This is a genomic window from Yersinia sp. 2545 StPb PI (assembly GCF_052217125.1).
GTDB classification, from domain to species: Bacteria; Pseudomonadota; Gammaproteobacteria; order Enterobacterales; family Enterobacteriaceae; genus Yersinia; species Yersinia enterocolitica_E.
Genome location: NZ_JAZGPY010000001.1, coordinates 2,813,511 through 2,836,784, shown reverse-complemented (window position 1 = coordinate 2,836,784; position 23,274 = coordinate 2,813,511). Strand labels below are relative to the sequence as shown.

Here is a 23,274-nt window from a genome sequence, read left to right as displayed (position 1 = left end):
ACTGACGGGATAAGCTCATGGATCACGCAATATATACCGCGATGGGGGCTGCCAGGCAGTCGCTGGAGCAGCAAGCGGTTACGGCTAACAATCTGGCTAACGCCTCGACGCCGGGTTTCCGCGCGCAGTTGTCAGCGATGCGTGCCGTACCTATCGACGGGCCGAGCATGGCAACCCGTACCATGGTGACGGCATCGACCCCCGGTGTGGATATCAGTCAGGGGACGATGAATTATAGCGGCCGCCCATTGGATGTTGCCTTACAGCAAGATGGTTATCTGGCGGTACAACTGCCTGATGGTACCGAGGCTTATACTCGCAATGGGAATATTCAGGTTGCGGCTAACGGTCAAATGACCGTGCAGGGCTACCCGCTGATGGGCGATAACGGCCCGATTGAAGTGCCACCGCAGGCCGCAGTGACTATTGCGGCTGATGGCACCATTTCGGCGCTGAACGCCGGTGACTCACCGAATACGATTGCTCAGCTCGGCCAAATCAAACGGGTTAGGGCCAATGCGGGTGAAGTGATGCACGGTGATGACGGTTTGTTCCATTTGACTCCCGCGACGCAACAGGCGCGTGGTGCTCAGTTGGCCAATGACCCGCTGATTAAAATTATGCCGGGTGTACTGGAGGGCAGCAACGTGAAAGCGGTTGAAGCCATGACAGACATGATTGCCAATGCCCGCAGTTTCGAAATGCAGATGAAAGTCATTCACAGTGTGGATGAAAATGAACAGCGCGCTAATCAGCTGTTAGCAATGGGCTAAGCGCGCAGGCGCAGAGGAATAAACTGATGATCCGATCATTATGGATTGCCAAAACTGGTTTGGATGCACAGCAGACCAATATGGATGTCATCGCCAACAACCTGGCGAACGTCAGCACCAATGGCTTTAAGCGCCAGCGGGCGGTATTTGAAGATTTGCTCTACCAGACGATGCGCCAGCCGGGTGCGCAATCCTCCGAGCAGACAACCTTGCCATCGGGTTTACAGATTGGTACCGGTGTTCGCCCGGTAGCGACAGAGCGTTTACACAGTCAAGGCAACCTGTCCAAGACCGACAATACCAAAGATATCGCCATTAAAGGTGAAGGGTTCTTTCAGGTGCAAATGCCTGATGGTACCAACGCTTATACTCGCGATGGGTCTTTTCAGGTGGACCAAAACGGCCAGTTAGTAACATCCGGCGGTTTTCAGGTACAACCGGCAATTACCATTCCGGCCAATGCTCTGAGCATGACGGTGGGGCGCGACGGGATAGTCAGTGTCACCTTGCAGGGGCAAACTGCCACGCAGCAAGTCGGGCAACTGACATTGACCACATTTATCAATAACAGTGGCTTGGAAAGTATTGGCGAAAACCTGTATCAGGAGACCGCCAGTTCCGGTGCACCAAACGAAACCACGCCAGGTCTGAACGGCGGGGGCTTGCTGTACCAGGGCTATGTTGAAACCTCTAACGTCAATGTGGCGGAAGAGTTGGTCAATATGATCCAGACGCAACGAGCCTATGAAATCAACAGTAAAGCGGTTTCAACTTCAGACCAGATGTTGCAAAAACTGACCCAATTGTAAATCCGCTTTCAGGGGGTAATTTAGCCCCCTGACTGCAACAGAATAATGAGTAGATGAGGCCGACCGCGTGGCCTCTTACCGGTTACAGGACTGATAATCAGAGATGGACAGAAAGCCGCTGCGCAAATCAGGTGGATTGAAATGGGTCTGTATGCCGTTGACGGCGATGCTGCTCAATGGCTGCGCGTATATTCCGCATAAACCACTGGTGGATGGTACCACCTCGGCACAACCGGCACCGGCCAGTGCGCCGTTGCCGAATGGCTCTATTTTCCAGGCTGCTCAGCCAATGAACTATGGTTATCAACCTTTGTTCGAAGACCGTCGCCCACGTAATGTCGGTGACACGCTGACCATTACCTTGCAGGAAAATGTCAGTGCCAGCAAAAGCTCCTCTGCCAACGCTAGCCGTAATGGTTCAAGCAAATTTGGTGTCGCCACCGCGCCGCGTTATCTGGAAGGATTATTGGGCAATGCGCGGGCTGATATGGATATCTCAGGTGACAATACCTTTGGCGGTAAGGGCGGGGCGAATGCCAACAACACCTTCAGCGGCACGATCACCGTTACCGTCGATCGCGTGCTCGCTAACGGCAACTTGCATGTGGTCGGTGAGAAACAGATTGCAATCAACCAGGGGACTGAATTTATCCGCTTCTCTGGGGTAGTAAACCCACGCACCATCAGCGGCAGCAACACCGTGACCTCAACGCAGGTTGCAGATGCGCGCATCGAGTATGTGGGTAATGGTTATATCAATGAAGCGCAGACCATGGGCTGGTTGCAGCGGTTCTTCCTTAATATCTCACCGTACTAAGAGGCCGTCGATGCGTAAACAGTCACTTGTCACTCTATTTGTTATACAGCTTATTGCGCTGCTCACACTGGTGTCATTACCTGCCACCGCAGAGCGTATCCGTGATTTGGTGACCGTTCAGGGAGTACGTGATAACGCGTTAATCGGTTATGGCCTGGTGGTCGGCCTGGATGGTTCCGGTGACCAGACCATGCAAACGCCGTTTACCACGCAAAGCCTGAGTAACATGCTGTCGCAGTTGGGGATTACCGTACCGCCAGGTACCAATATGCAGCTCAAAAACGTAGCAGCAGTGATGGTCACGGCCAAGTTACCGGCATTCTCCCGTGCCGGGCAAACCATTGATATTGTGGTTTCTTCAATGGGTAATGCCAAAAGTATTCGCGGCGGCACCCTGCTGATGACCCCATTGAAAGGGGTGGATAATCAGGTTTATGCCCTGGCACAAGGTAACGTGCTGGTCGGCGGTGCGGGTGCGGCATCGGGTGGCAGTAGTGTACAGGTCAACCAACTGACCGGTGGGCGAATCAGCAATGGTGCCACTATCGAACGTGAGCTGCCGACGACCTTTGGTACCGATGGTGTGATTAATCTTCAATTGAATACCGAGGATTTCACCATGGCACAACAGGTGAGTGATGCCATTAACCGCCAGCGCGGTTTTGGTTCTGCCACAGCGATTGATGCTCGCACCATTCAGGTTTTGGTCCCGCGCGGCAGCAGCTCGCAAGTGCGTTTCCTGGCAGATATTCAAAATATCCCAGTGAATGTCGATGCGGGTGATGCCAAGGTGATTATCAACTCTCGTACCGGCTCGGTGGTGATGAACCGCAATGTAATGCTGGATTCTTGTGCTGTGGCGCAAGGGAATCTATCGGTGGTGATTGATAAGCAAAATACCGTCAGCCAGCCTGATACCCCATTTGGTGGTGGGCAGACCGTAGTTACCCCGAATACTCAGATTTCCGTTCAGCAACAAGGTGGGGTATTGCAACGCGTCAATGCCAGCCCGAATCTGAATAATGTGGTCCGCGCCCTGAACTCGCTGGGGGCAACCCCGATCGATTTGATGTCTATCTTGCAGGCAATGCAAAGTGCTGGCTGCTTGCGGGCTAAATTGGAAATTATCTGATGAGTGATTTGATGGCGATGTCTGGGGCGGCGTATGACGCCCAATCACTGAATACCTTAAAACGTGATGCGGCAAGAGATCCACAGGGTAACTTGAGGCAGGTTGCCCAGCAGGTAGAGGGGATGTTTGTGCAGATGATGCTGAAAAGTATGCGTTCTGCCTTGCCGCAAGATGGCGTGATGAACAGTGATCAGACCCGGCTTTATACCTCGATGTATGACCAACAAGTCGCGCAGCAAATGTCGGTCAAGGGGTTGGGTCTGGCCGATATGATGGTGGAGCAGCTTTCAGGCTCTACCTCGCCAAGTGAAACGGCAGGAACGGTGCCGATGCTGCTGGATAATGAAGTGCTGCAAACATTGCCAGCACAGGCATTGGCACAAATGGTACGTCGCGCCATGCCAACACCGCCAGCCAACAACTCAGCGTCATTGCCACAGGGCACCGGTAATTTCGTGGCGCGGATGTCTATTCCGGCACAAATTGCCAGTCAGCAAAGTGGCATTCCTCATCAGCTGATTGTGGCTCAGGCGGCACTGGAGTCGGGCTGGGGTCAGCGCGAAATTCCGACGGCCGACGGCAAAACCAGTTACAACGTATTTGGCATCAAAGCGGGTAGCAACTGGGATGGTCCAGTCAGTGAAATTACGACTACCGAATATGAGCAAGGTGTGGCGAAGAAAACCAAAGCTCGCTTTCGGGTATATGGCTCATATGTCGAGGCCGTCAGTGATTATGTCAAATTACTGACACAAAACCCGCGCTACGCCAATGTTGCCGCAACACAAAGCCCTGAGCAGGGGGCACATGCGCTGCAACAAGCCGGTTATGCCACCGACCCGCAATATGCGCAAAAATTAGTCAGCGTGATCCAGCAAATGAAAAATAGCGGCGAACAAGCAGTAAAGGCATACAGCAGCGACCTAAGTCAGTTGTTCTAAATAGGCTATTTTATTTTCCATTTTGGGATTGGACAGTGCTCGGTACCGTTACGTAGCCATAATTTACAAAGTCATGGTGTGCGCTGGCTGCACCCAAACTGTCTGCGACAATAACGCCTATTGGATTGGTGAGGATCGAGATTTACACCCATATTTTGACTCAAGTTTTCCAAAGTCGAGCCGATAATAATCACAGGCTGTGCGGAGGCTTAGGTCTCCTCAGGCAGTATCCCAATATTAATTAATGCAGGCGCTGCGATGCTCGTCGTCTGTGGTAAAAGGATTTCTTCATGTCCAATAGTTTAATGAATACTGCGATGAGTGGTCTGAGCGCAGCGCAATATGCCCTGAGCACCGTCAGTAATAACATCACTAATTTTCAGGTGGCGGGCTATAACCGTCAGAATACTATTTTTGCCCAAAATGGTGGAACCTTAAGTCCCGCCGGCTTTATTGGTAATGGCGTTGCAGTAACCGGTGTTAACCGCGAATATAACTCGTTTATTACCAACCAATTACGTTCTTCACAAACGCAAAGCAGTGGCTTAACTACCTACTATCAGCAAATTTCGCAAATTGATAATTTGCTCTCTAATTCGTCCAATAACCTCTCCAGCACCATGCAGGACTTTTTCAGTAACCTGCAAAATTTGGTGAGTAATGCCGGTGATGATGCGGCCCGTAAAACGGTATTGGGCAAGGCTGAAGGGTTGGTTAACCAGTTCCAGAATGCGGATAAATATCTGCGTGATATGGATACCGGCGTAAACCAGAAGATCACCGAAAGCGTTACGCAAATCAATAACTATGCTGACCAAATTGCCAAGTTAAACGATCAAATTACCCGTTTGCGCGGCAGCAGTGGCAGCGAGCCAAATGCGTTACTCGATCAGCGCGACCAATTGGTCACCGAATTGAACCAGATTGTTGGCGTGACCGTGACCCAGCAAGACGGCGATGCTTACAACGTTTCTTTTGCCAGCGGTCTGCCATTGGTGCAAGGACCGGATTCTTATAAAGTCGAAGCCATACCTTCCAGCAGTGATGCTACCCGATTAACCATTGGCTACAAATATGGTAGTGGCGATGTGCTTGAAGTGGACGAAAGCCGCCTGACCACCGGTAGCCTGGGGGGTACGCTGAAATTCCGCAGTGAGGCACTCGACAGTGCACGTAACCAACTGGGGCAATTGGCCCTGGTCATGGCAGACAGCTTCAATACTCAGCATAAAGCCGGATTTGATACCAGCGGTGATCCGGGCGTTGATTTCTTCAGCTTTGCACAACCAAATGTGTTGAAAAATGCAAGAAATCAGGGTGATGCCAGCTTGACGGTGTCCTACACCGATACTTCAAAAGTCAAAGCCAGTGATTATAGTGTGGAGTTTGATGGAACTGACTGGCAGGTGACACGGCTGTCTGATAACACCAAAGTGCCGGCTAACCCGGTAAAAGACGGCAGTGGTAACACCACTGGGCTGAGCTTTGATGGTGTCGCCGTCAGTGTTGATAACGGCACTGCCGGCGCGCAAGCCAGAGATAAATTCATCGTCAAAACCGTCTCTAACGTGGCTGCTAATTTACAGGTCGATATCACCGACTCAAGTAAGATTGCTGCTGCCGGTACCGCTGATGGTGGCGCGAGTGACAACGTTAACGCCCAGGCATTGTTAGACCTGCAAACCAAAAAACTGGTTGATGGCAAAGCCACGCTGTCTGGTGCTTATGCCGGTTTGGTCAGTAACGTCGGTAACCAAACCAGCACCGCGAAAACCAACAGCACGGCGCAAGCCAATATCGTCAAACAGTTGACCGCCGAGCAGCAGTCTATTTCCGGCGTGAACCTGGATGAAGAGTACGGCGATTTACAGCGTTTCCAGCAATATTATCTGGCGAATGCCCAGGTCATTCAGACGGCTTCGACGCTGTTTAATGCGTTGCTGAGTCTGCGCGGTTAATTTTTTGTCAGCGGCAGAGAGTCCCTGTCGCTACTTATCTTATTTAGCGGTTAGTCAGTATCCCTGTTAAGACAGATTGATTGTTGAAACGGGGTTGGCGGGCTGAACGATTACTAAAAGGAACTGGCATCATGCGCTTAAGTACCAGCATGCTGTATCAGCAAAATATGCAGGGCGTGACTAACGCCCAATCACTGTGGATGCAGTCGGGCCAACAACTCTCCACCGGCAAGCGGGTGGTTAACCCTTCCGATGACCCGATGGCCGCATCTCAAGCGGTGATGGTGTCGCAAGCCCAATCGGAAAATAGCCAATATACTTTAGCGCGCAGTTTCGCTCGCCAAAGTTCTTCGCTGGAAACCACGGTTTTGGCGCAGGCGACCAGTACCATTCAATCAATTCAGACCTTAGTCATTAGCGCGAAGAGCGATATGTTGAGTGATGATGACCGTGCCTCTTACGCCACTCAGTTACAGGGTTTGAAAGACCAACTGGTCAATCAGGCTAACACCACTGATGGCAACGGTCGTTACATCTTTGCTGGCTTCAAAAGTGATAAAGCGCCGTTTGCGGTTAGTGCTACCGGTGATGTGACTTATCAGGGCGGCGATGTCGCTATTGAGCAGAAAGTCGATGCTAACCGTTCGATTACAGTTGGACATACCGGTTCCAGTGTCTTTATGGCATTGACCAGTAATGCGAAACCTGAACCTGATGATGCCGGTGGTAATCCGGTTGCGTCAGAAAGCAATATTTTCAATACCATCGATACCGTGCTGAACTCACTGAAAGTCCCGTTACAAGGGGCGACTGATGCGGTTAAAGATCAAGCTAATGCCGATATGGATAAAGGTATCCGTGGGATGTCCAACTCATTGAATAATGTGTTGTCGGTTCAAGCCGAAATCGGTACCCAACTGCAAGAGCTAGACAACCTGGATAGTTTGGGCAGTGACCGTAATTTGATTAATAAACAGCGTTTGAGTGATTTGCAGGATGTGGATTGGACCGCGGCTATCTCGTCATATGTGATGCAGCAGGCTGCGCTACAGGCTTCATATACCACATTTACCAATATGCAGGGTTTGTCCCTGTTCCAGCTTAATAAGTAATCCGTCTTCTGCCTGTGGGTCTACCCCACAGGTTCCCTCTTAAGTGTACTTAAACCGGGTGCACTTTTTGGTGTGTCATCTTTTCCCACTAAGGTTTGGGGTGACATACCATTTTTTTGCAGCGACTCAGTTTGCCAATCCGCTCAATACACCTGCTAATCGGTCAAAAACTTCCCCGAACAGATGCTCAGCAAAGGGGGGCAATAATGGCATTATCAATCCGATTGAGATGATCCCGACGGTCAAGGTCAGTGGAAAACCGATAACGAACACCGAAAGCTGTGGGGTCATTCGGTTTAGCATGCCTAATGCCATATTCAGAGTTAACAACAGCGTGATCAGCGGCAATGCCAACATCAGCCCATTCATAAAGATTAATGAGCCAGCCTGCGTCAATGCCAGAAAGCCATTACCATTGAGCGGTTCGAACTGAATGGGTAAGGTATGAAAACTGTCGGCCAACAATGAAATCAGCCATAAATGACCATCAAAAGTGAGGAATAACAGCAGGGCCAGCAAGTTAAGTAACCGGGCTAAAACCGGCATATTCGGCCCCCCCGAGGGGTCAAAGAAGGTCGCGAACGATAATCCCATCTGTAAACCAATCACTTCACCGGCCAGCCGGATGGCAGCAAAAGCAAATTGCATGGTCAAGCCGATGGCTACCCCAATCAACACTTGTTGGGCGGCGACCCAGACTGCACCGGTTGAGACTAAGGGAATATTGACCGGGGGCAGCGAAGGGGCAATCAGAAAAGTAATTAACAGCGCCAAACCGACTTTAACTTTGCGGTTTATCTGTTTCTCACTTAACACCGGCGCGGTGGTGATCAGCGCCAGCACCCGAATTAACGGCCAGAAATACTGGCTGACCCAGAGGCTAAGTTGAGTGGTATCGAGGGAAAGCACCGTTAGCCAATCAACGTGGGCAGGCTGGTGAACAGATTACGCATATAGTCCAGTATCAGGTTCAGCATCCATGGGCCTGCGATCACCATCGTGGCGAACACGGCCAGTATTTTTGGGATGAATGACAATGTCATTTCGTTAATTTGCGTTGCTGCCTGCAACAGGCTCACGATCAGGCCGCTTATCAGGGCGGCTAATAACAAGGGAGCAGCCAGAGCAAGTGCAATCTTCATTGCCTCAACGCCGAGGGCCATTACCGATTCAGGTGTCATGATGAGTCTACCTTAGCTATAAAAACTCTGTGCCAGGGAACCCAGTAGTAGCTGCCAACCATCAACCAAGACAAATAGCATCAGCTTGAAGGGCAGTGAGATACTGGCTGGGGGAACCATCATCATCCCCAATGCCATCAGCACACTGGCTACCACCAGATCGATAATCAGGAAGGGAATAAACACGGTAAAACCGATTTGGAAGGCGGTTTTCAGCTCGCTGGTGACATAGGCAGGTAGCAGAATGCGCATCGGTACCACTTCGGGACCTTCCAATGGCGGCAGATTGGCCAGCCGGGCATACAGTGCCAGATCTGATTCTCGGGTTTGGCGCAGCATAAATTCACGTAAAGGTTGTGAGCCTTTATCCATTGCCACTTCCATGCTTATCTTGTCCTGACTGAAAGGCAGATAAGCGTCCTGATACACCTTGTCAAATACCGGCGACATAATAAAAAATGTCAGAAACAGCGCCAGACCCAACATCACCTGATTGGGTGGTGCAGAGGGGGTACCCAATGCGTTGCGCAGCAACCCGAGCACAATAATAATACGGGTAAAACTGGTCATCATCAGTAAGGCGGCAGGCAGGAAACTCAGGGTGGTGATGAAAACCAAGGTCTGAACCGGTAAAGACCAGCTCTGCCCACCATTAGCCAATGGCTGGCTGATGATACCGGGCAGTTGAGCCAGTACCGCCGGAGAGCAGAGTAAGCCTAATAGCAGTAGGGTGGTTTTATTGATGAGTGCAGCCAGAAGACGGCGCAGCAGCAACCGATAAGTGAAATCAGTGTTGGCCGCTGCGGTTGTTACGCTATTTGCTGCGGTAAGCACGGGGCGAAGAGACATCATGCCGATTTTTCCGGGTGTTTCGATTTCTTGTTAAATAGATGGTTGTTCAGTAGCTGGCGAAAATCGGCCGGTTTCGCACGGTCGGGCGACGAAGCCGCTGTGGCTTCATCAATCGCAGGACGTGTCAGAGTGTGGAGTTGTGTCACCTGCTGTGCAGTTACGCCTAACACCAGCCAGGTATTGTCTACTTCAACAATGACCACCCGTTCGCGCTGACCAACCTGACAACTGGCCTTCACATTCAATAATTTGTTGTTACGTGCCTGCGGGGCAAAACCTAAACGGCGTACCAGCCAGGCACCACATAAAATCAGCAGTAAAATACCGCCTAACACGCTGCCAACCTGCGTTAACACCGAGCCGGCAGGTATCGCTGGTGCCGTCTGTTGCACCGCAGTACCTGGGTGGCTGGCCGCAAAGCCAGTAACCGGTGTCGTAACTGTGGATGCGGCAGTATCAACCTGTGCTGCGGTCATTAGCGGCTCAGACGGCGCATACGTTCTGACGGAGTAATGATGTCAGTGATACGTACGCCATATTTATCAGCGACTACCACCACTTCACCCTGCGCAATCAGATAACCGTTAATCAAAATATCCAATGGCTCACCGGCCAGTCCATCAAGGGAGACGACCGAGCCTTGAGACAAGCGCAGTAACTCTTTGATGGTCATTTTGGTGCGACCCAGTTCAACGGTCAGCTTTACTGGGATATCCAGAATTAAATCGATATCCTGTAGGTTACCCAAGGCATCCGGCGCTTCCAGTGATTTAAATACCCCCTCGGTGGTGGCCGCTGGTTTATCCGCTGCCTGCTGCTCATTAAACGCATCAGCCCACAGATCGTCCACGGATTCCTTTCCATCATCAGACGGAAGCTTAGGGTCACTCATTGGGCTGTTCCTCATTCAGAGCATTCAAAATAGGGTTAATCAAATGTTCAACACGTAGGGCATATTGCCCGTTTAATGTCCCGTACTGACTGGTCAGTACCGGTACGCCGTCGACATGCGCAATCAGTCGATCCGGTTTATCTATGGGTAATACATCCCCTGGTTGCAGCTTGAGTATCTGCGATAGTCTCAGCGGGATATCGACAAAATTAGCCACCAGCTCCAGCTCGGAGTGCTGCACTTGCTTCACCAGTGTTTCGCGCCAGTGGCTATCTTCCTGTCGGGAATTTTCCAACGGTGGGTTGGTTAGCAGCTCACGCAATGGCTCGATCATGGCGAAGGGAATACAGATGTTGAACTCACCGCTCAACGCACCGATCTCCACATGGAAAGGGGTGGTGACCACGATATCGTTGGGGGAGGTGGTGATATTGGTGAATTTTACCTGTATTTCAGAACGGACATATTCCACATCAATTTTATAGATAGGTGCCCAGGCATCACGGTAGGCATCCAGTGCCAGCCGTAACATGCGGTTAATCACACGTTGTTCGGTGTGGGTAAACTCGCGACCTTCTACTTTGGTGGGGAAGCGACCATCACCACCGAACAGATTATCAACCGCAATAAAGACCAGGCTCGGGGCGAAAACGAATAGCGCGGTGCCGCGTAGCGGTTTGAGATGAATCAGGTTGAGATTGGTCGGTACCGGCAGATTACGGGCAAAGTCGTGGTATGGCTGAATTTTTATCGGGCCGACGGTGATATCCGGGCTGCGACGTAACAGGTTAAACAGCCCCATACGGAACTGACGAGCAAAACGTTCATTGATGATCTCCAACGCTTGCAGGCGTTCACGCACCACACGTCGCTGGGTCGTCGGATCGTAAGGTTTAACGTCTGTTTCATTACCGACGACAGCAACTGGCTCATCGCCACCGCTGTCACCGTTTAACAGTGCGTCAATCTCTGCTTGTGAAAGAATGCTATCGCCCATAATGATTATCGCAATATAAATGCGGTAAACAGCACATCGCTGACTACCTGATTAGGTTGGCCTTTAACCATTGGCGGGCTAAGTACGTTTTTAATTTCACCGACTAAACGCTGTTTGCCTTCTTCATTTGACAGGCTATCGGCGGACTGCCGAGAAAGTAGCAACAGCAAGCGGCTGCGAACTTCCGGCAGATAGTCATTGAGTTTAGCGCGAGTCGTATCGTCGGGCAGCCTTAACGTTAATCCGATATAAAGCACGCGATCCAGATTGTTATCTGGCGTGATCAGATTGACCGTAAAGGTCTCCAGCGGCATAAACACCGGAATAACAGGAACGGCTTTCGCAGCGGTAGGTTTACTCTTATGGAGTATCCACCAGCTATAACCGCCACCTGCAGATGCTGCCACAGCAATCAGCACTAGCAGGATCACCCAGATCGAACTCTTACGCTTGGCCGGGAAGGTATTATCAGACATGGAGAAGACAAATTCCTGTTTCGGTATCAAACCGGTGAATCACGACAATAACCTGGGGTATCTCATTGCTGGATGGCACAAACCGCTGACCACCGACAAATAACCCCATGCTATCCGAATTATTACTGATGATTATCCCGCGTATCTTTAATGCCAATAGGCAGAATAGGTGGCGAAAAACGGCCTAACTTGTCCGTTTGTCACCTTTTGCTGAAATTAACACCCGTTTTAGGCGAAAATATCAACACCACCATTACCATTAGCCAGTGATTGCAACGCCGCAGGTGTCACTAGCGGTGTGCTGTTCGGTACATCACCCGATGCGCTGCTACCGTAAGCGGGTTGGCCGTGTGATGCGAAATTCTGCTGATTTTGTTGGCTCTGTTGTTGTGCCTGTTGCCACTGTCCTTCACTGCCGACACTGCTTTGGCCCAACTGGATACCACTTTCAGCCAATGCCGAGCGTAAACTTGGCATCGCCGCTTCAATAGCTGCCCGAACCTGGCTGTGAGCTGAAGCAAAGTGCAACTGAGCTTGGTTATCTTCCATTTTCAGGCTGATTTGCAATGCCCCCAACTCTTGCGGATGTAGCCGCAGTTCAGCATTTTGTTGGCCGTTACGGCTGAACATCACCACTTGCTGACCCAGCGATTGTTGCCATTCCTGGCTACCTAACTGAGCACTTAAATGGCCACTGACTGGCACGCTAACCGCACCACTGGCCGTCGCTGGCAGGACCGGGCTGGAAACCGGAGGGAGTGATGGTGTTACCGTGGCTGAACTCACGGCTATTTTATCCACGGCGGCTGTGGCAATAGTTTTGTCAGCCTGTACTGCTACAGGAACTGCTTTCGCGCTGAGACTGCTATCTGCATCCTGTGCTGCTGTTAGGCGCACCAATTTATCTTGAGCTGTGGTGGTTTTTGTCTTACCGGGGGTGGCCGCTGGCAGTGCGTTGTTGCTGGCATTGTCACTTTTCGCAGTGCCGATTGTGCCGCCGATCAATGCCGCCAAACCTTTATCTTGTGAGGTCAGACTGGTCAGAGTGGCTAAGTCCTGCTTAGCGCTGGTTTTGTCGCTGGTCAGGCCATTGCCGTCAGTCAACTGCGTTTTCTGCCCATTGTTGGCGCTGCCCAGCGTGGTAGCAACCTGGTGGGGTAACATGGCTAATAACGACTGCAACGCACTGGATTCGGCCAGCGCGGTGGTTTTATCCAGCGTGCTGTCATCATCTAAGGTGGTTTTCTTCACATTAGCCGCGTCTCCAGTCTGCCCTGCGTGGGTCAGGCCTGCAGGCAACGTGGCACTGATATCACCTAAGGCGGCCAATAACTGATTCAATTTACTGTTACCACTGATTGACTTTCCTCCATCCACATCGGCAGTGATATCAGTGGTTGCAGCCAGCGATGATTTCAGGGTCGAGGCATCCATAACCGTCAGCTCTTTACCCAGTTGGTCACCCAATAATTTGGCAAAATCAGCCGGCAGCCCAGCATCAGTAAATAACGCAGCAATCGATGAAGAGGATGATGCGCCCTCAGTTTCACTGGCAGTTGCAGTGGCAGGCAATAGGGACAGATTCATGAATTAAGACTCCTTTGTGAGGCGCGCTGTGCGAACTCATCCATCAATTTTTGATCCAAACGGCTTTCTTGCAGACGCAGGGTGGTTTCAGCCCGCTCATTCAAGGTTTCAAATGCATTTAACCGCTGCTGCTTTTCTTGCCAATGCTTAACTGCCTGTTCAACTTTGACATTCCACTGAGCCAACTGATTACGATGTTGGTCAATAGCTTGCTCCAGCGTCTGAATAAATTGCTGATAGTTTTGCCAACTGGAGGAGGCCATCCCGTTACTCAGTGTGTCATTCAACCGCACCCGGTATTCATCCTGATAAGTCAGCAACATCGTGAGTTGCTGCTCAGCATTCTGATAGGACAGGCGAACCTGACCCAGTTGCGTGCTTGCCTGTTCGACGGCTTTCTGGGCCAGATCGCGCAGGGTGATGAGAGGTGACTGACTTTTCATCGTATTCCTTATACCCTCCGTACTTGAAGCCGCAGGGTTGTTGGCTACGTTCACTTACCCAAATTACTTGACTGTGTAAGCTCATTGGGGTTAATGAGGCTCATCCTACGGGCTAGCATAAATGCTGTTCAAATCGGTTCCCGACCGATTTGTCATTCACTTGCTGCCTACCTGCCACGCCAATTTCTTTGGGTATACGACAGGGGCGGTGGCTTGAGTCACTGGCTATCAACCCGGAAACAGACTCTTCAGATGCTGGCATGCATCGTCGTAACTGCTGCGTTCGAACATGCCTTGCTGTAAGAAGATTTCCATTTGCGGGTAAAGAGCAATGGCCTTATCCAATAGCGGATCACTACCGGCGGCATAGGCACCCACACTGACCAAGTCTCGGTTACGCTGATAACTGGCAAGTAGTTGTTTAAACTGGCGAACTTGACTGTAATGGTTCTCATCGATCAGTGATGTCATGGCACGACTGATCGATGCTTCAATATCGATGGCCGGATAGTGGCCAGATTCAGCCAGACGGCGTGATAACACCACATGGCCGTCGAGAATGGCGCGTGCCGAGTCTGCAATCGGGTCTTGCTGGTCATCGCCTTCGGTTAATACGGTATAAAATGCAGTAATCGAGCCACCGCCGGTGACACCGTTACCCGCACGCTCCACCAGCGCCGGTAATTTAGCGAATACGGAGGGTGGATAACCCTTGGTTGCCGGTGGTTCGCCGATGGCCAACGCAATTTCACGTTGCGCCATGGCATAGCGAGTCAGCGAGTCCATAATCAGCAATACGTGCTGACCACGGTCACGGAAATCTTCTGCAATGCGAGTTGCATAAGCGGCACCTTGCATACGCAGTAATGGCGATACGTCGGCAGGAGCGGCTATCACTACCGAACGAGCACGGCCTTCCGGCCCTAAAATATTCTCGATAAAGTCTTTTACTTCACGGCCACGTTCGCCAATCAGACCCACCACAATGACATCTGCTTGGGTATAACGCGCCATCATGCCGAGCAGCACACTTTTACCTACCCCAGAGCCGGCGAACAGACCCATACGTTGTCCACGGCCAACGGTCAGTAGGGCATTAATCGTCCGCACACCGACATCGAGTACCTGCACAATCGCGGTACGTTGCAATGGATTGATTGGCGGGGTGATCAGTGGGGCGCGATAACTGGTTTCTGGTGCAGGTAGACCATCAAGTGGTTTGGCACTGCCATCCAATACTCGGCCCAGAAGTTCCGGGCCGAGCGGCAGTTGCTTACTGGCTGAAGCACCACCGGTGGTCACCCGGGCATAGACTCTGGCTCCTGGCACAATGCCTTCGACTTCTTCCAACGGCATCAGAAACAGGCGATGGCCGTTAAAACCGACCACTTCACTTTCAACTTCCTGCACTTCGCCGTTATCGTGGCGCTCAATCAGACAAGTTGCGCCCAATGGCAGTTGTAACCCTGTGGCTTCCAAGACTAAACCGGTGGCGCGAGTCAACCGTCCGTAGCGGCGGATAGTGGTTGACTGGCTGATGCGCTCTTCGAATTTATCTAAAGAGGCGAGCCAACGACCAAGGCGCGCGGTCATCATAATTCTCCCGGCGCGGCGAGGCGGCACAACTCATGCCAGCGGGTCGCCAAACTGGCATCCAGATCACCTTCTTCGGCGCTGACTTTGCAGCCACCCGGATGAATTTGACTATCACCCAGCAAGCGCCAGCCATGCAGACTTAAGGTGCTGCCTAAGCGTTGCTCGACGACAGCCAGATCATCGGGATTAACCCGCAGTTGTGGCTTACCGGTGAACATCGGTTCCTGCTGAATCAGTTGTTGGATTTGGGCCAATAATGCCGTGCCATCGCAGATTGCAGGTTGCCCGAGAATTTGTTTCGCGGCGGCCAGGGCCATTTGCATTAACCGCGAGGCTATCACGCTGTCGAGTGCATCAAGGGTACTTTGGAAGTCGTTCACCATCAGTTGCCAGTGGGCAGTCATCGGGGCCAATTGCTTTTGAGCATCGGCCAGTGCCTGTTGATGACCTTCCTCCAGACCGGTCTGGTAACCTTTATCCAACCCTTCTTGTAACCCTTTAGCGAACCCTTGTTGGCGGCCCTGCTTCTCGGCTTCGAGTTGCAGATTTACCAGCGCTTGCTGCTCACTGACCCCGGTTGATTCACTATCGCTACCCGTATCCGGTTCATCAGTAAACAGCATACTGATATCCGGCGCAGCCACTGGCGGAGTAGTATCCGATGTAGTGGCAAAGTCGTTGAGTGACCAAGGTTGCCAGGGCAGGGCATTTATCCTGTCAGACATAGATATCCTCGCCACCACCAATGACTATCTCGCCGCTTTCCGCCAGACGACGGACGATAAGCAAGATGGCTTTCTGTTCGTTTTCGACCAGTGACATACGTACCGGTCCACGGGTTGCCAGATCGTCGCGCAAGATTTCTGCTGCACGCAATGACATGTTGCTGAGGAAACGCTCGCGCAATGCTTGATCGGCACCTTTCAGGGCGATCAACAGTGATTCGTTGTCTATCTCTTGCAGTAAACGCTGAATGCTGCGGTCGTCGACACTGACCAAATTCTCGAACAGGAACATTTCGTCGATAATTTTTTGAGCCAATTCGCCGTCGTATTCGCGCACTGCATCCATGACCGTCTCTTCCTGTTGTGTTTTCATCAGGTTGATAATCTCGGCCGCTGTGCGGATACCGCCCATTTTGCTGCGTTTGAGGTTCTGGCCATCGAGCAGGTTGTTCAATACTTCGGTCAACTCAGCCAATGCGGCGGGCTGGACACCACCAAAGGTGGCGATACGCAACATCACATCGTTGCGCAGGCGCTCGTCGAACAGCGCCAGTATATCGGCGGCCTGAGCGCGTTTCAGATGGACCAGGATGGTGGCGATAATCTGCGGATGTTCGTCGCGGATCAGGTCGGCCGCCATCTGCGGCTCCATAAAGTTGAGCGTTTCCATGCCACTGGTGGTTTCGCGCGATTCCAGAATATCTTCCAACAAGCTGGATGCGCGCTCTTCCCCCAGGGCTTTTATCAGCACACTGCGCAGGTAATCACTGGCGTTCACGCTCAGTGCGGCATATTGCTCGGCATCGTCTTCAAATTCAGCCAATACATCAATCAGTTGCTGGTGAGAAACCTGACGCATACTGGCCATGGTGGTACTGAGTTGCTGCACTTCGCGCGAGGAGAGGTGTTTAAACACCTCGGCGGCATGGTCTTCACCCAGAGTCATCAGCATGATGGCGCTTTTTTCAGTTCCGGTCAGGCTCATTGGTCATTACTCATCCATTGACGGATAACCAGCGCGACAACACGTGGGTCTTTATCCGCAAGTTCGCGTATACGCTGGGCCTGAACTTCAGCACTCACTCGCTGCTGATTTTTCTTACGTAAGGCCAGCTCTTCTTTACTCTGTTTGGCATTTTCAGACGCTACCGCAGTCTGGACAATGTTATTGACCGATGCCGCAGCCTTATCAGCAACTTGTTTCTTAGCGACCATAGGGCGCACTAATTTGCGCCATAAGATCCATGCCACCAGCAAGATAAGCAGATAACGACCAGCATTTAACATCTGATCAAAGAACGATTGTTGTTGCCAGAAGGGCAGTGTGTTACCGCTGGCATCATCGGTGGCGTTAAATGGTGTATTCACCACATTTAATGTGTCGCCACGATCAGTAGAGAAGCCCATCGCCTCGCGTGTCAGGGATTCCACTTGTGCCAATTGATCTTTGGTCAGCGCAACTGGCTTGCCCGCCTTATCACTGCCGTAATTAACAACAACGGCAACCGAGAGGCGCTGAACCATGCCAGCTTGTTGCTGGGTATGACGGATTGTGCGGTCAACTTCAAAGTTAGTGGTTTGGTCGTGGCGGCTGTTGCTTGATGTCGCTGTCGATTTAGCGGCAGTGGCCGGACGATTAGCCGCGTTGGCATTGTTGGCCGTGGCACCAGCAGCACCGGCAGCAGGCGTCGCTGCTGGGGTTTCAATCGGTGCGACCGGTGTGGCAGATGGCTGATTGGATAATGCCCCCGGAACACCACCGACATTGGTTCCCCCTAGTTGTTCACTGGTGCTAACTTGCTGTGAGCGGACCGCGCCTTTGTCGGCGGCCTGATTAGGCTTATACTCTTCATCGGTCTGTTCACGGCTGGCAAAATCAACTTGAGCCGTGACCTGCGCATGCACATTACCGCTACCGACCATCGGGGCGAGTATGGTTTCAATGCGACGTTGGAAGCGATTTTCAACTTCGTTAGTAAATTTGAGTTGTGCGGCGTTTAAATCACGGCCCGCACTGTCGGATTGCGTCAACAAACGGCCGGTTTGGTCAACGACAGTCACGTTACCCGGCGGTAAACCGGCCACGCTACTGGAGACCATATATACGATGGCGTTAATCTGACCATCATCAAGGGCACGACCTGGTTGCAATGCGAGTGTTACAGAGGCGGTGGGAGACTTTTGTTCCCGAACAAAGAGAGAAGGTTTTGGCATTGCCAAGTGAACACGCACATTCATCACTGGCCCGAGGGTGCCAATAGTGCGCGCCAGTTCACCTTCCAATGCCCGTTGATAGTTAACTTGTTCACTGAACTGGCTGATGCCAAATTTTTCCTGGTCCAGCAGTTCAAAACCTACCGCACCGCCTTTAGGCAAGCCTTGTTGGGCCAGACGCAGACGGGTTTCATGCACCTTATCTGCCGGGACCAACAACGCGCCACCATTATCCGCGAAGCGATAAGGGATATTCAGTTGTGTCAGTTGCGTAACGATATCACCACCGTCACGATCATTCAGGTTGCTATAAAGGACGCGATAATCCGGGCTTTTAGCCCATAACATCAGCGCGACAATAATAGCGACGGCCGCAGCCGCAGCAATCAGCAGTGGGATTTTTGGATTCGCGCGTAGGCGTGCCAGTGTTGTCGTAAAAACATTTTCACGATTTTCACCGCCAGTTATCGAGGCATTCATACACGTCCTTGGCCAAGCTGAACAACGTTTGAGTTAGTATTTTTTATGTAACTAATGTGTCGAAACAAAACAGACTCCCAAGTGCTGTGAGCGATAAAGCATCAATAGCTGATCTCCCCTTTTATGGGCATGCCATTATTTGCTGTAAGTGATGAATTCGATGGCTCAATAAGCCGGTATTTTTGTGTCTAATTAGCGGCTTTAGTCCAAAAATGATGTGTTAGGGTGTCATCCTGAAAATAGTGACACGTGGCGAATGGTGAATAACTGCATTTACGGACTCACTTTCCATGTTGTTATTTGACCCATTACATCGTTTGAGGATGAGCATGTCTGTTCAAGGTATTGAAGGGGTTTTACAGCAGTTGCAGGTCACTGCATTGCAGGCATCCGGTTCGGCAAAGATGTTGCCAGCAGAAGCCGGTTTCGCCAGTGAGTTGAAAGCGGCCATCGGCAAAATCAGTGAAAACCAACAGCATGCCCGCACTCAGGCACAGAATTTTGAATTGGGTGTGCCCGGTGTTGGCCTGAATGATGTGATGGTAGATATGCAAAAATCATCAGTATCTTTACAACTGGGCATTCAAGTTCGTAATAAGTTAGTTGCGGCTTATCAAGATGTGATGAATATGGGGGTGTGAGCGGGTAATGCTATTGAATTATATAGTAAAAACCACTATACAATTTTCTTGTGGGGCATGAGTGGGGCATTTTGAGAAAATTTAGCATTCAAAAGTGCAATTTGCTCATTGTTGCTTTCTGGCATCCATTCCCCATAAACAGAGAAAACCATCTGCGCAGATGCGTGCCCCATCTGTGAAGCGATGAATGATGGGTTTGCCCCGGCCGACAATAGCCAGCATGCGAATGTATGACGTGATTGATATGGTTTCCTTGACCTGATCCCCGATCTCCTCAATGCTCCGTTCCATATCTGGCCTAGTGACTCAGTTGAGTAATAATCACCGCAAAGCTGGTTTGATGATGTAACTCTGGGTATGAAAACGAAAGTGCAACTGTCTTCCCTTGTTTTTCTTGCTTCTCTCGTATGGACCAGTATTTGATATTGCGGCCCCATCCTTGTGTGTAGCATTTGACTGCGCAGGGCTTCTTTTGCATTGTCCGTAAGCTGAATAATGCGATCGGTTCCTGCGTCGGTTTTTGGTAAAGTAAACTGCTTAACTCGGGTAAGATTTCTCCTTACCATAATTGTGCCTGCTTCGAGGTCTACATCCTCCCACGCCAGTGCACAAAGTTCTCCATGCCGCATGCCGGTATATACAGCGAGTGTCCATAAGTTTTTAATTTGCTGATGGGTGCAACCATTAAGCATTCTAAAGAACTCATCCCTTGTTAGCGGATCTGGCTGTGGCTTACTTTTCCGCAGTCGAACCAAATTTGATGTTGGATCTGAATCAGAGTACCCATTCCCCGCCGCAAACATAAATGCTGATTTAACACATGCCAGACAATAATTAACAGTCGGTACCGACCGCCCTCTAACCGCCGTAATCTGGTGACGTCGAGGTAATTGCATCCCATTAAGCAACTCATTTCTCAACTTCAAAATGTCTTCATTTCTGATTGATGAAGCCTGCCGGTCAGGACCAAGTAAAATAGCTGCCGTTTTCAGTGTTGATGTATATCTATCGTGGGTGTTTAGCGAAACCTCCGGCTCTTTCAGGGAAAGCCATTTGTTGAACAACTCCTGAACGGTAATATTCCTGATTTCTGTGGTGGCATATTGTGATGCATTTGGTGACTCAGGGAACTGCTTTGCATAGTCAAAGGTTCCGGTCTTAATGGCGTACCCAATTGACTGACGCAAATCAGATGCTATTTTTCTGTTCTTAGGCGTATCAGGAACCCCAAGGGATTCCCTACAGCGCTTTTTCTGATACATAAACCAAATGCGTAGATATCCTCCATGATGCTCTACGCCGGTAGGATATTGCTGTTTGCTCATAATTGACCCTTATGAGGTTGATTGGACTGTAGGTTATACCGCTTTTTTTAGCTTTGCGGTTGATGGCTGGATACTTTTTTGACGCTCTACCCAGTTATCAATAGCTTCCCTGTTATACATACACTCGCTATTAGGTTTTGGATCATCCTCAGGAGAAACCAGTAAATACTCTCTCCCTTGCAGCCACGATTTCTCTCTGGCCCTCTTAATTGTTCCAGGACGAAGGCCGGTTAAAGCAATAAGCAGATCCTCTGTTACCCACTTATTCGGCACAATTTGAATAACATTTGTCATAGCTGGCCTCTTATCTCTTTATCAACCCCATCACCTATTCCACTTAAACTGACCATTCAGCACGCCGATGGCGAAAAGAAGCCAAGCCAGCTTGTAGCCAAGCGGCTTTAGCTTTTCGTAGTGGCGCAGGATTATAGGGCGGGTGATGGAGTCTTTGTTTGTGTTAGCCGGCAGAGCGGCGAGGGTAGTTTTAATTTCGTTGTTACAGTTTTTTGCGGCTGACAGGAGGGCGTTTTGCTTCTCTTCTGGAGTCACGTATTACTCCTTCAGTCTTTAGCGTCAACGGGAACCAGTCTTCGCTCCGCAACCGTATCGACACACTCATCAAAGTCAGAGGTGTACGCATCGAGTAGCTGCTCGCGGTCCTGATATTTCTGCATGCCATCCCACCATAATTTCTGACCGGTACCGCGAACCACTGCCAGCCGCTTAGCCCAATGTGGAGCACCGATGAAATCACCGACGGAGCCGGATAAAATTGTCCAATGCATCATCATTCACTCCTTGGGTTTCCGGTAACCGGCATCGTAAATAGCCTCCATTCCCTTCCTATCCCAGTCATTCCCAACATCTACGCCTGCGCCGTCAGAAAAATAGATAGATAACAGGTCATCAACGGTAGCCTTTCTCCGCTCAGACTCTTCCTCGTCAAGGATCTCATTGCATAGGCCCACGCACTCATTGCAGATATTCACCTCAGGTCCGGTAATTATGCGAACCTCGCTTTCAGGCTTTTTGCAGAATGAGCATGTAACCCCTGCCGGTAGCTCTTCAACTTTCCACTTAGCGAAATCAATTTTCATAGCCATCATCAGTGAACCCCCTTCATAGCATCACCAATCACATAGATAATCATGCACATAGAGAAGAGGGTGAGAATTATCACCACTAATATCTCTGTTGATAATTTGAGTCGCTTCATGCTGCCTCTCTTAACGCTTTCAAATGTGGAGCATTAGCCCGGAAAACCGCTTCAGCGAAACCGCGAGGTGTGGCGCTTCGAATATTCTTCACTCGCTCTGACTTCCCACCCAGCTTTAGATGTTGAGTTGAATAACCATCAGGCACAGGAACTGGCAACTTATCCGGCATCACAAATCCCCCTCCAGTCCATAAACAGGTTTTCTTCGGGTATGCATCACGTGGAGCAATGTAGTCTGGATAGGTTGGGTGAACATCGTGCTCTGGCAGATAGCCGCCGTAGTCGCTCGGATTGAAAATGAAATTAGGCTTTCCAAATATGCCACTGAAAACACTTACTGGATTCTCGAAGAACCAGGGCGCTCCAGTTATTTCACCAATCATTCGGCATTGTTCAGCAACGAGAGCGGCCTTAGCCTGAAAGTGGGTGTCCGCATTGCGCTTCTTTTCGAAGTGAGCAGCACCACTTACAGCTACGTCCGTACATGGTGGAAATCCAGCAACAAACACAATTTCTTCATTCCGGATAACATCACCTAGAGCGCCGGCAGCCGTCAGGACTGTGTCTGGCCACTTTCGTATTCCCGCCTGGTTACTTTTCTCAATGTGCTGTGGGTCAATTAAAATTGCATCATACCCAGCCGCTACCCACGGTCCTGCCATAATTCCTGTCAGGTCGCACAGGCAAATAATCGTTCCTCTACTCATGCCGCCTCCATTATTTTTCTCACTTTCGCTTTAACTGACTTCACCGTTTTAACTGGTGTTGGCTGGACAACTTGCGTCGGTACCGGTCTCTTTGATTTATCGCCGGTTCGTAGCCGCTGCTTTATTTTCATGTCCCACAGGTAGCAGTCTTTGTGGTCACGTCCGTCATCCGGCGCGCGGCCAACAGTCAGAATTAGTTCGCTGATATCGTCCATCAGGCCACCTCGTTCAATTTCTGGTTAAGCAATACAAACTTGACGATTTCCAGAACGCCAATAACCTCACTGAGACCTAATTCACCGTCATACTCGTGAATAAGGTCATTAATTCGGCCCGTTAATTCAGCGGGCAGCGGAAATTTACGCTCGACGGGGAGCATTGAAATAGGCATAGGGAATCT

At 50.7% G+C, this 23,274-nt stretch carries 29 protein-coding genes; 8 read left to right on the top strand and 21 right to left on the bottom strand.

From position 1 onward, the window contains the following. Positions 1 to 17 precede the first annotated feature (17 nt). From V1955_RS13325 to flgL, 7 genes are all read left to right on the top strand, one after another. Entirely contained in the window at positions 18 to 773 is a 756-nt protein-coding gene (locus tag V1955_RS13325; RefSeq protein WP_005189342.1) for a flagellar basal body rod protein FlgF, read from the top strand. Positions 774 to 799: 26 nt separating this feature from the next. Beyond that, positions 800 to 1,582: a flagellar basal-body rod protein FlgG gene (gene flgG, locus V1955_RS13320; RefSeq protein WP_005189344.1), complete on the top strand. Its 783-nt coding sequence runs from the start codon at positions 800 to 802 to the stop codon at positions 1,580 to 1,582. Positions 1,583 to 1,685: 103 nt separating this feature from the next. Continuing rightward, positions 1,686 to 2,399, top strand: a complete 714-nt coding sequence (gene flgH / locus V1955_RS13315) for a flagellar basal body L-ring protein FlgH (RefSeq protein ID WP_102970433.1) — start codon at positions 1,686 to 1,688, stop codon at positions 2,397 to 2,399. 10 nt (positions 2,400 to 2,409) lie between these two features. Continuing rightward, on the top strand, positions 2,410 to 3,531 hold the full coding sequence (locus tag V1955_RS13310; protein ID WP_372558672.1) for a flagellar basal body P-ring protein FlgI: 1,122 nt from the start codon (positions 2,410 to 2,412) through the stop codon (positions 3,529 to 3,531). Then, positions 3,531 to 4,472 (top strand): flagellar assembly peptidoglycan hydrolase FlgJ, encoded by a 942-nt coding sequence (flgJ, locus tag V1955_RS13305; RefSeq protein WP_442821028.1) that lies wholly within the window; start codon positions 3,531 to 3,533, stop codon positions 4,470 to 4,472. The genes V1955_RS13310 and flgJ overlap by 1 nt, the downstream gene beginning before the upstream one ends. Positions 4,473 to 4,762: 290 nt before the next feature. Continuing rightward, the gene (gene flgK, locus V1955_RS13300; RefSeq protein WP_083159156.1) at positions 4,763 to 6,430 is read left to right on the top strand and encodes a flagellar hook-associated protein FlgK; all 1,668 of its coding nucleotides are present in this window, start codon (positions 4,763 to 4,765) and stop codon (positions 6,428 to 6,430) included. 131 nt (positions 6,431 to 6,561) lie between these two features. After that, a complete protein-coding gene (flgL, locus tag V1955_RS13295; RefSeq protein WP_083159155.1) occupies positions 6,562 to 7,542 on the top strand; it encodes a flagellar hook-associated protein FlgL in 981 nt (326 codons plus the stop codon). A 126-nt stretch (positions 7,543 to 7,668) separates the two neighbouring features. On the opposite strand, the gene fliR is transcribed toward flgL, so the two are convergent. From fliR to fliF, 13 genes are all read right to left on the bottom strand, one after another. Then, positions 7,669 to 8,451, bottom strand: a complete 783-nt coding sequence (gene fliR / locus V1955_RS13290) for a flagellar biosynthetic protein FliR (protein WP_102970431.1) — start codon at positions 8,449 to 8,451, stop codon at positions 7,669 to 7,671. A gap of 2 nt (positions 8,452 to 8,453) precedes the next feature. After that, entirely contained in the window at positions 8,454 to 8,723 is a 270-nt protein-coding gene (gene fliQ / locus V1955_RS13285; protein WP_083159154.1) for a flagellar biosynthesis protein FliQ, read from the bottom strand. 12 nt (positions 8,724 to 8,735) lie between these two features. Next, on the bottom strand, positions 8,736 to 9,491 hold the full coding sequence (gene fliP, locus V1955_RS13280; protein ID WP_372559879.1) for a flagellar type III secretion system pore protein FliP: 756 nt from the start codon (positions 9,489 to 9,491) through the stop codon (positions 8,736 to 8,738). 80 nt (positions 9,492 to 9,571) lie between these two features. After that, positions 9,572 to 10,051, bottom strand: coding sequence for a flagellar biosynthetic protein FliO (gene fliO, locus V1955_RS13275; protein ID WP_083159153.1), 480 nt, complete (start codon positions 10,049 to 10,051; stop codon positions 9,572 to 9,574). Further along, the gene (fliN, locus tag V1955_RS13270; RefSeq protein ID WP_025377918.1) at positions 10,051 to 10,467 is read right to left on the bottom strand and encodes a flagellar motor switch protein FliN; all 417 of its coding nucleotides are present in this window, start codon (positions 10,465 to 10,467) and stop codon (positions 10,051 to 10,053) included. The genes fliO and fliN overlap by 1 nt, the downstream gene beginning before the upstream one ends. Beyond that, positions 10,460 to 11,464 (bottom strand): flagellar motor switch protein FliM, encoded by a 1,005-nt coding sequence (gene fliM / locus V1955_RS13265; protein ID WP_083159152.1) that lies wholly within the window; start codon positions 11,462 to 11,464, stop codon positions 10,460 to 10,462. The genes fliN and fliM overlap by 8 nt, the downstream gene beginning before the upstream one ends. Before the next feature lie 5 nt (positions 11,465 to 11,469). Further along, a complete protein-coding gene (fliL, locus tag V1955_RS13260; RefSeq protein ID WP_083159151.1) occupies positions 11,470 to 11,940 on the bottom strand; it encodes a flagellar basal body-associated protein FliL in 471 nt (156 codons plus the stop codon). Between the two features lie 228 nt (positions 11,941 to 12,168). Next, positions 12,169 to 13,527, bottom strand: coding sequence for a flagellar hook-length control protein FliK (locus tag V1955_RS13255; protein ID WP_442821027.1), 1,359 nt, complete (start codon positions 13,525 to 13,527; stop codon positions 12,169 to 12,171). Beyond that, positions 13,524 to 13,970, bottom strand: coding sequence for a flagellar export protein FliJ (fliJ, locus tag V1955_RS13250; RefSeq protein ID WP_372569021.1), 447 nt, complete (start codon positions 13,968 to 13,970; stop codon positions 13,524 to 13,526). The genes V1955_RS13255 and fliJ overlap by 4 nt, the downstream gene beginning before the upstream one ends. A gap of 228 nt (positions 13,971 to 14,198) precedes the next feature. Beyond that, entirely contained in the window at positions 14,199 to 15,563 is a 1,365-nt protein-coding gene (fliI, locus tag V1955_RS13245) for a flagellar protein export ATPase FliI (RefSeq protein ID WP_083159149.1), read from the bottom strand. After that, positions 15,563 to 16,291, bottom strand: a complete 729-nt coding sequence (fliH, locus tag V1955_RS13240; protein WP_372569022.1) for a flagellar assembly protein FliH — start codon at positions 16,289 to 16,291, stop codon at positions 15,563 to 15,565. The genes fliI and fliH overlap by 1 nt, the downstream gene beginning before the upstream one ends. Further along, on the bottom strand, positions 16,284 to 17,276 hold the full coding sequence (gene fliG / locus V1955_RS13235; RefSeq protein ID WP_083159147.1) for a flagellar motor switch protein FliG: 993 nt from the start codon (positions 17,274 to 17,276) through the stop codon (positions 16,284 to 16,286). Before fliG ends, fliH begins: the two co-directional genes overlap by 8 nt. Beyond that, positions 17,273 to 18,985, bottom strand: a complete 1,713-nt coding sequence (gene fliF / locus V1955_RS13230; RefSeq protein ID WP_442821026.1) for a flagellar basal-body MS-ring/collar protein FliF — start codon at positions 18,983 to 18,985, stop codon at positions 17,273 to 17,275. Before fliF ends, fliG begins: the two co-directional genes overlap by 4 nt. 329 nt (positions 18,986 to 19,314) lie before the next feature. Here fliF and fliE point away from each other — a divergent pair, with 329 nt between their 5' ends. Further along, the gene (gene fliE, locus V1955_RS13225) at positions 19,315 to 19,626 is read left to right on the top strand and encodes a flagellar hook-basal body complex protein FliE (protein ID WP_005189374.1); all 312 of its coding nucleotides are present in this window, start codon (positions 19,315 to 19,317) and stop codon (positions 19,624 to 19,626) included. Positions 19,627 to 19,661: 35 nt separating this feature from the next. On the opposite strand, the gene V1955_RS13220 is transcribed toward fliE, so the two are convergent. From V1955_RS13220 to V1955_RS13185, 8 genes are all read right to left on the bottom strand, one after another. Then, positions 19,662 to 20,951, bottom strand: a complete 1,290-nt coding sequence (locus V1955_RS13220; RefSeq protein WP_442821025.1) for an Arm DNA-binding domain-containing protein — start codon at positions 20,949 to 20,951, stop codon at positions 19,662 to 19,664. Between the two features lie 33 nt (positions 20,952 to 20,984). After that, a complete protein-coding gene (locus V1955_RS13215) occupies positions 20,985 to 21,245 on the bottom strand; it encodes an excisionase family protein (RefSeq protein ID WP_442821024.1) in 261 nt (86 codons plus the stop codon). Positions 21,246 to 21,275: 30 nt separating this feature from the next. Then, on the bottom strand, positions 21,276 to 21,500 hold the full coding sequence (locus V1955_RS13210) for a hypothetical protein (protein ID WP_050297890.1): 225 nt from the start codon (positions 21,498 to 21,500) through the stop codon (positions 21,276 to 21,278). A gap of 11 nt (positions 21,501 to 21,511) precedes the next feature. Further along, positions 21,512 to 21,742: a hypothetical protein gene (locus V1955_RS13205; protein WP_442821023.1), complete on the bottom strand. Its 231-nt coding sequence runs from the start codon at positions 21,740 to 21,742 to the stop codon at positions 21,512 to 21,514. Beyond that, positions 21,743 to 22,057: a ClpX C4-type zinc finger protein gene (locus V1955_RS13200; protein WP_442821022.1), complete on the bottom strand. Its 315-nt coding sequence runs from the start codon at positions 22,055 to 22,057 to the stop codon at positions 21,743 to 21,745. It lies immediately after the preceding gene. Between the two features lie 106 nt (positions 22,058 to 22,163). Further along, positions 22,164 to 22,874, bottom strand: coding sequence for a dcm methylase (locus V1955_RS13195; protein WP_442821021.1), 711 nt, complete (start codon positions 22,872 to 22,874; stop codon positions 22,164 to 22,166). Beyond that, positions 22,871 to 23,089 (bottom strand): hypothetical protein, encoded by a 219-nt coding sequence (locus V1955_RS13190; RefSeq protein ID WP_442821020.1) that lies wholly within the window; start codon positions 23,087 to 23,089, stop codon positions 22,871 to 22,873. Before V1955_RS13190 ends, V1955_RS13195 begins: the two co-directional genes overlap by 4 nt. Beyond that, entirely contained in the window at positions 23,089 to 23,265 is a 177-nt protein-coding gene (locus V1955_RS13185; RefSeq protein ID WP_442821019.1) for a hypothetical protein, read from the bottom strand. The genes V1955_RS13190 and V1955_RS13185 overlap by 1 nt, the downstream gene beginning before the upstream one ends. Between the last annotated feature and the right edge of the window lie 9 nt (positions 23,266 to 23,274).

What these genes read in the sequence shown, in the direction of transcription:
- fliI (WP_083159149.1), bottom strand. Translation starts at nt 15,563, where the DNA reads ATGACCGCGCGCCTTGGTCGTTGGCTCGCCTCTTTAGATAAATTCGAA.
- fliF (WP_442821026.1), bottom strand. Translation starts at nt 18,985, where the DNA reads ATGAATGCCTCGATAACTGGCGGTGAAAATCGTGAAAATGTTTTTACG.
- V1955_RS13220 (WP_442821025.1), bottom strand. Translation starts at nt 20,951, where the DNA reads ATGAGCAAACAGCAATATCCTACCGGCGTAGAGCATCATGGAGGATAT.
- V1955_RS13195 (WP_442821021.1), bottom strand. Translation starts at nt 22,874, where the DNA reads ATGAGTAGAGGAACGATTATTTGCCTGTGCGACCTGACAGGAATTATG.
- fliM (WP_083159152.1), bottom strand. Translation starts at nt 11,464, where the DNA reads ATGGGCGATAGCATTCTTTCACAAGCAGAGATTGACGCACTGTTAAAC.
- fliO (WP_083159153.1), bottom strand. Translation starts at nt 10,051, where the DNA reads ATGACCGCAGCACAGGTTGATACTGCCGCATCCACAGTTACGACACCG.
- flgK (WP_083159156.1), top strand. Translation starts at nt 4,763, where the DNA reads ATGTCCAATAGTTTAATGAATACTGCGATGAGTGGTCTGAGCGCAGCG.
- V1955_RS13200 (WP_442821022.1), bottom strand. Translation starts at nt 22,057, where the DNA reads ATGATGGCTATGAAAATTGATTTCGCTAAGTGGAAAGTTGAAGAGCTA.
- V1955_RS13325 (WP_005189342.1), top strand. Translation starts at nt 18, where the DNA reads ATGGATCACGCAATATATACCGCGATGGGGGCTGCCAGGCAGTCGCTG.
- fliH (WP_372569022.1), bottom strand. Translation starts at nt 16,291, where the DNA reads ATGTCTGACAGGATAAATGCCCTGCCCTGGCAACCTTGGTCACTCAAC.
- flgJ (WP_442821028.1), top strand. Translation starts at nt 3,531, where the DNA reads ATGAGTGATTTGATGGCGATGTCTGGGGCGGCGTATGACGCCCAATCA.
- fliJ (WP_372569021.1), bottom strand. Translation starts at nt 13,970, where the DNA reads ATGAAAAGTCAGTCACCTCTCATCACCCTGCGCGATCTGGCCCAGAAA.
- V1955_RS13185 (WP_442821019.1), bottom strand. Translation starts at nt 23,265, where the DNA reads ATGCCTATTTCAATGCTCCCCGTCGAGCGTAAATTTCCGCTGCCCGCT.
- flgH (WP_102970433.1), top strand. Translation starts at nt 1,686, where the DNA reads ATGGACAGAAAGCCGCTGCGCAAATCAGGTGGATTGAAATGGGTCTGT.
- V1955_RS13190 (WP_442821020.1), bottom strand. Translation starts at nt 23,089, where the DNA reads ATGGACGATATCAGCGAACTAATTCTGACTGTTGGCCGCGCGCCGGAT.
- fliL (WP_083159151.1), bottom strand. Translation starts at nt 11,940, where the DNA reads ATGTCTGATAATACCTTCCCGGCCAAGCGTAAGAGTTCGATCTGGGTG.
- V1955_RS13215 (WP_442821024.1), bottom strand. Translation starts at nt 21,245, where the DNA reads ATGACAAATGTTATTCAAATTGTGCCGAATAAGTGGGTAACAGAGGAT.
- V1955_RS13205 (WP_442821023.1), bottom strand. Translation starts at nt 21,742, where the DNA reads ATGATGATGCATTGGACAATTTTATCCGGCTCCGTCGGTGATTTCATC.
- V1955_RS13310 (WP_372558672.1), top strand. Translation starts at nt 2,410, where the DNA reads ATGCGTAAACAGTCACTTGTCACTCTATTTGTTATACAGCTTATTGCG.
- flgL (WP_083159155.1), top strand. Translation starts at nt 6,562, where the DNA reads ATGCGCTTAAGTACCAGCATGCTGTATCAGCAAAATATGCAGGGCGTG.
- fliG (WP_083159147.1), bottom strand. Translation starts at nt 17,276, where the DNA reads ATGAGCCTGACCGGAACTGAAAAAAGCGCCATCATGCTGATGACTCTG.
- V1955_RS13255 (WP_442821027.1), bottom strand. Translation starts at nt 13,527, where the DNA reads ATGAATCTGTCCCTATTGCCTGCCACTGCAACTGCCAGTGAAACTGAG.
- fliN (WP_025377918.1), bottom strand. Translation starts at nt 10,467, where the DNA reads ATGAGTGACCCTAAGCTTCCGTCTGATGATGGAAAGGAATCCGTGGAC.
- fliE (WP_005189374.1), top strand. Translation starts at nt 19,315, where the DNA reads ATGTCTGTTCAAGGTATTGAAGGGGTTTTACAGCAGTTGCAGGTCACT.
- fliQ (WP_083159154.1), bottom strand. Translation starts at nt 8,723, where the DNA reads ATGACACCTGAATCGGTAATGGCCCTCGGCGTTGAGGCAATGAAGATT.
- flgG (WP_005189344.1), top strand. Translation starts at nt 800, where the DNA reads ATGATCCGATCATTATGGATTGCCAAAACTGGTTTGGATGCACAGCAG.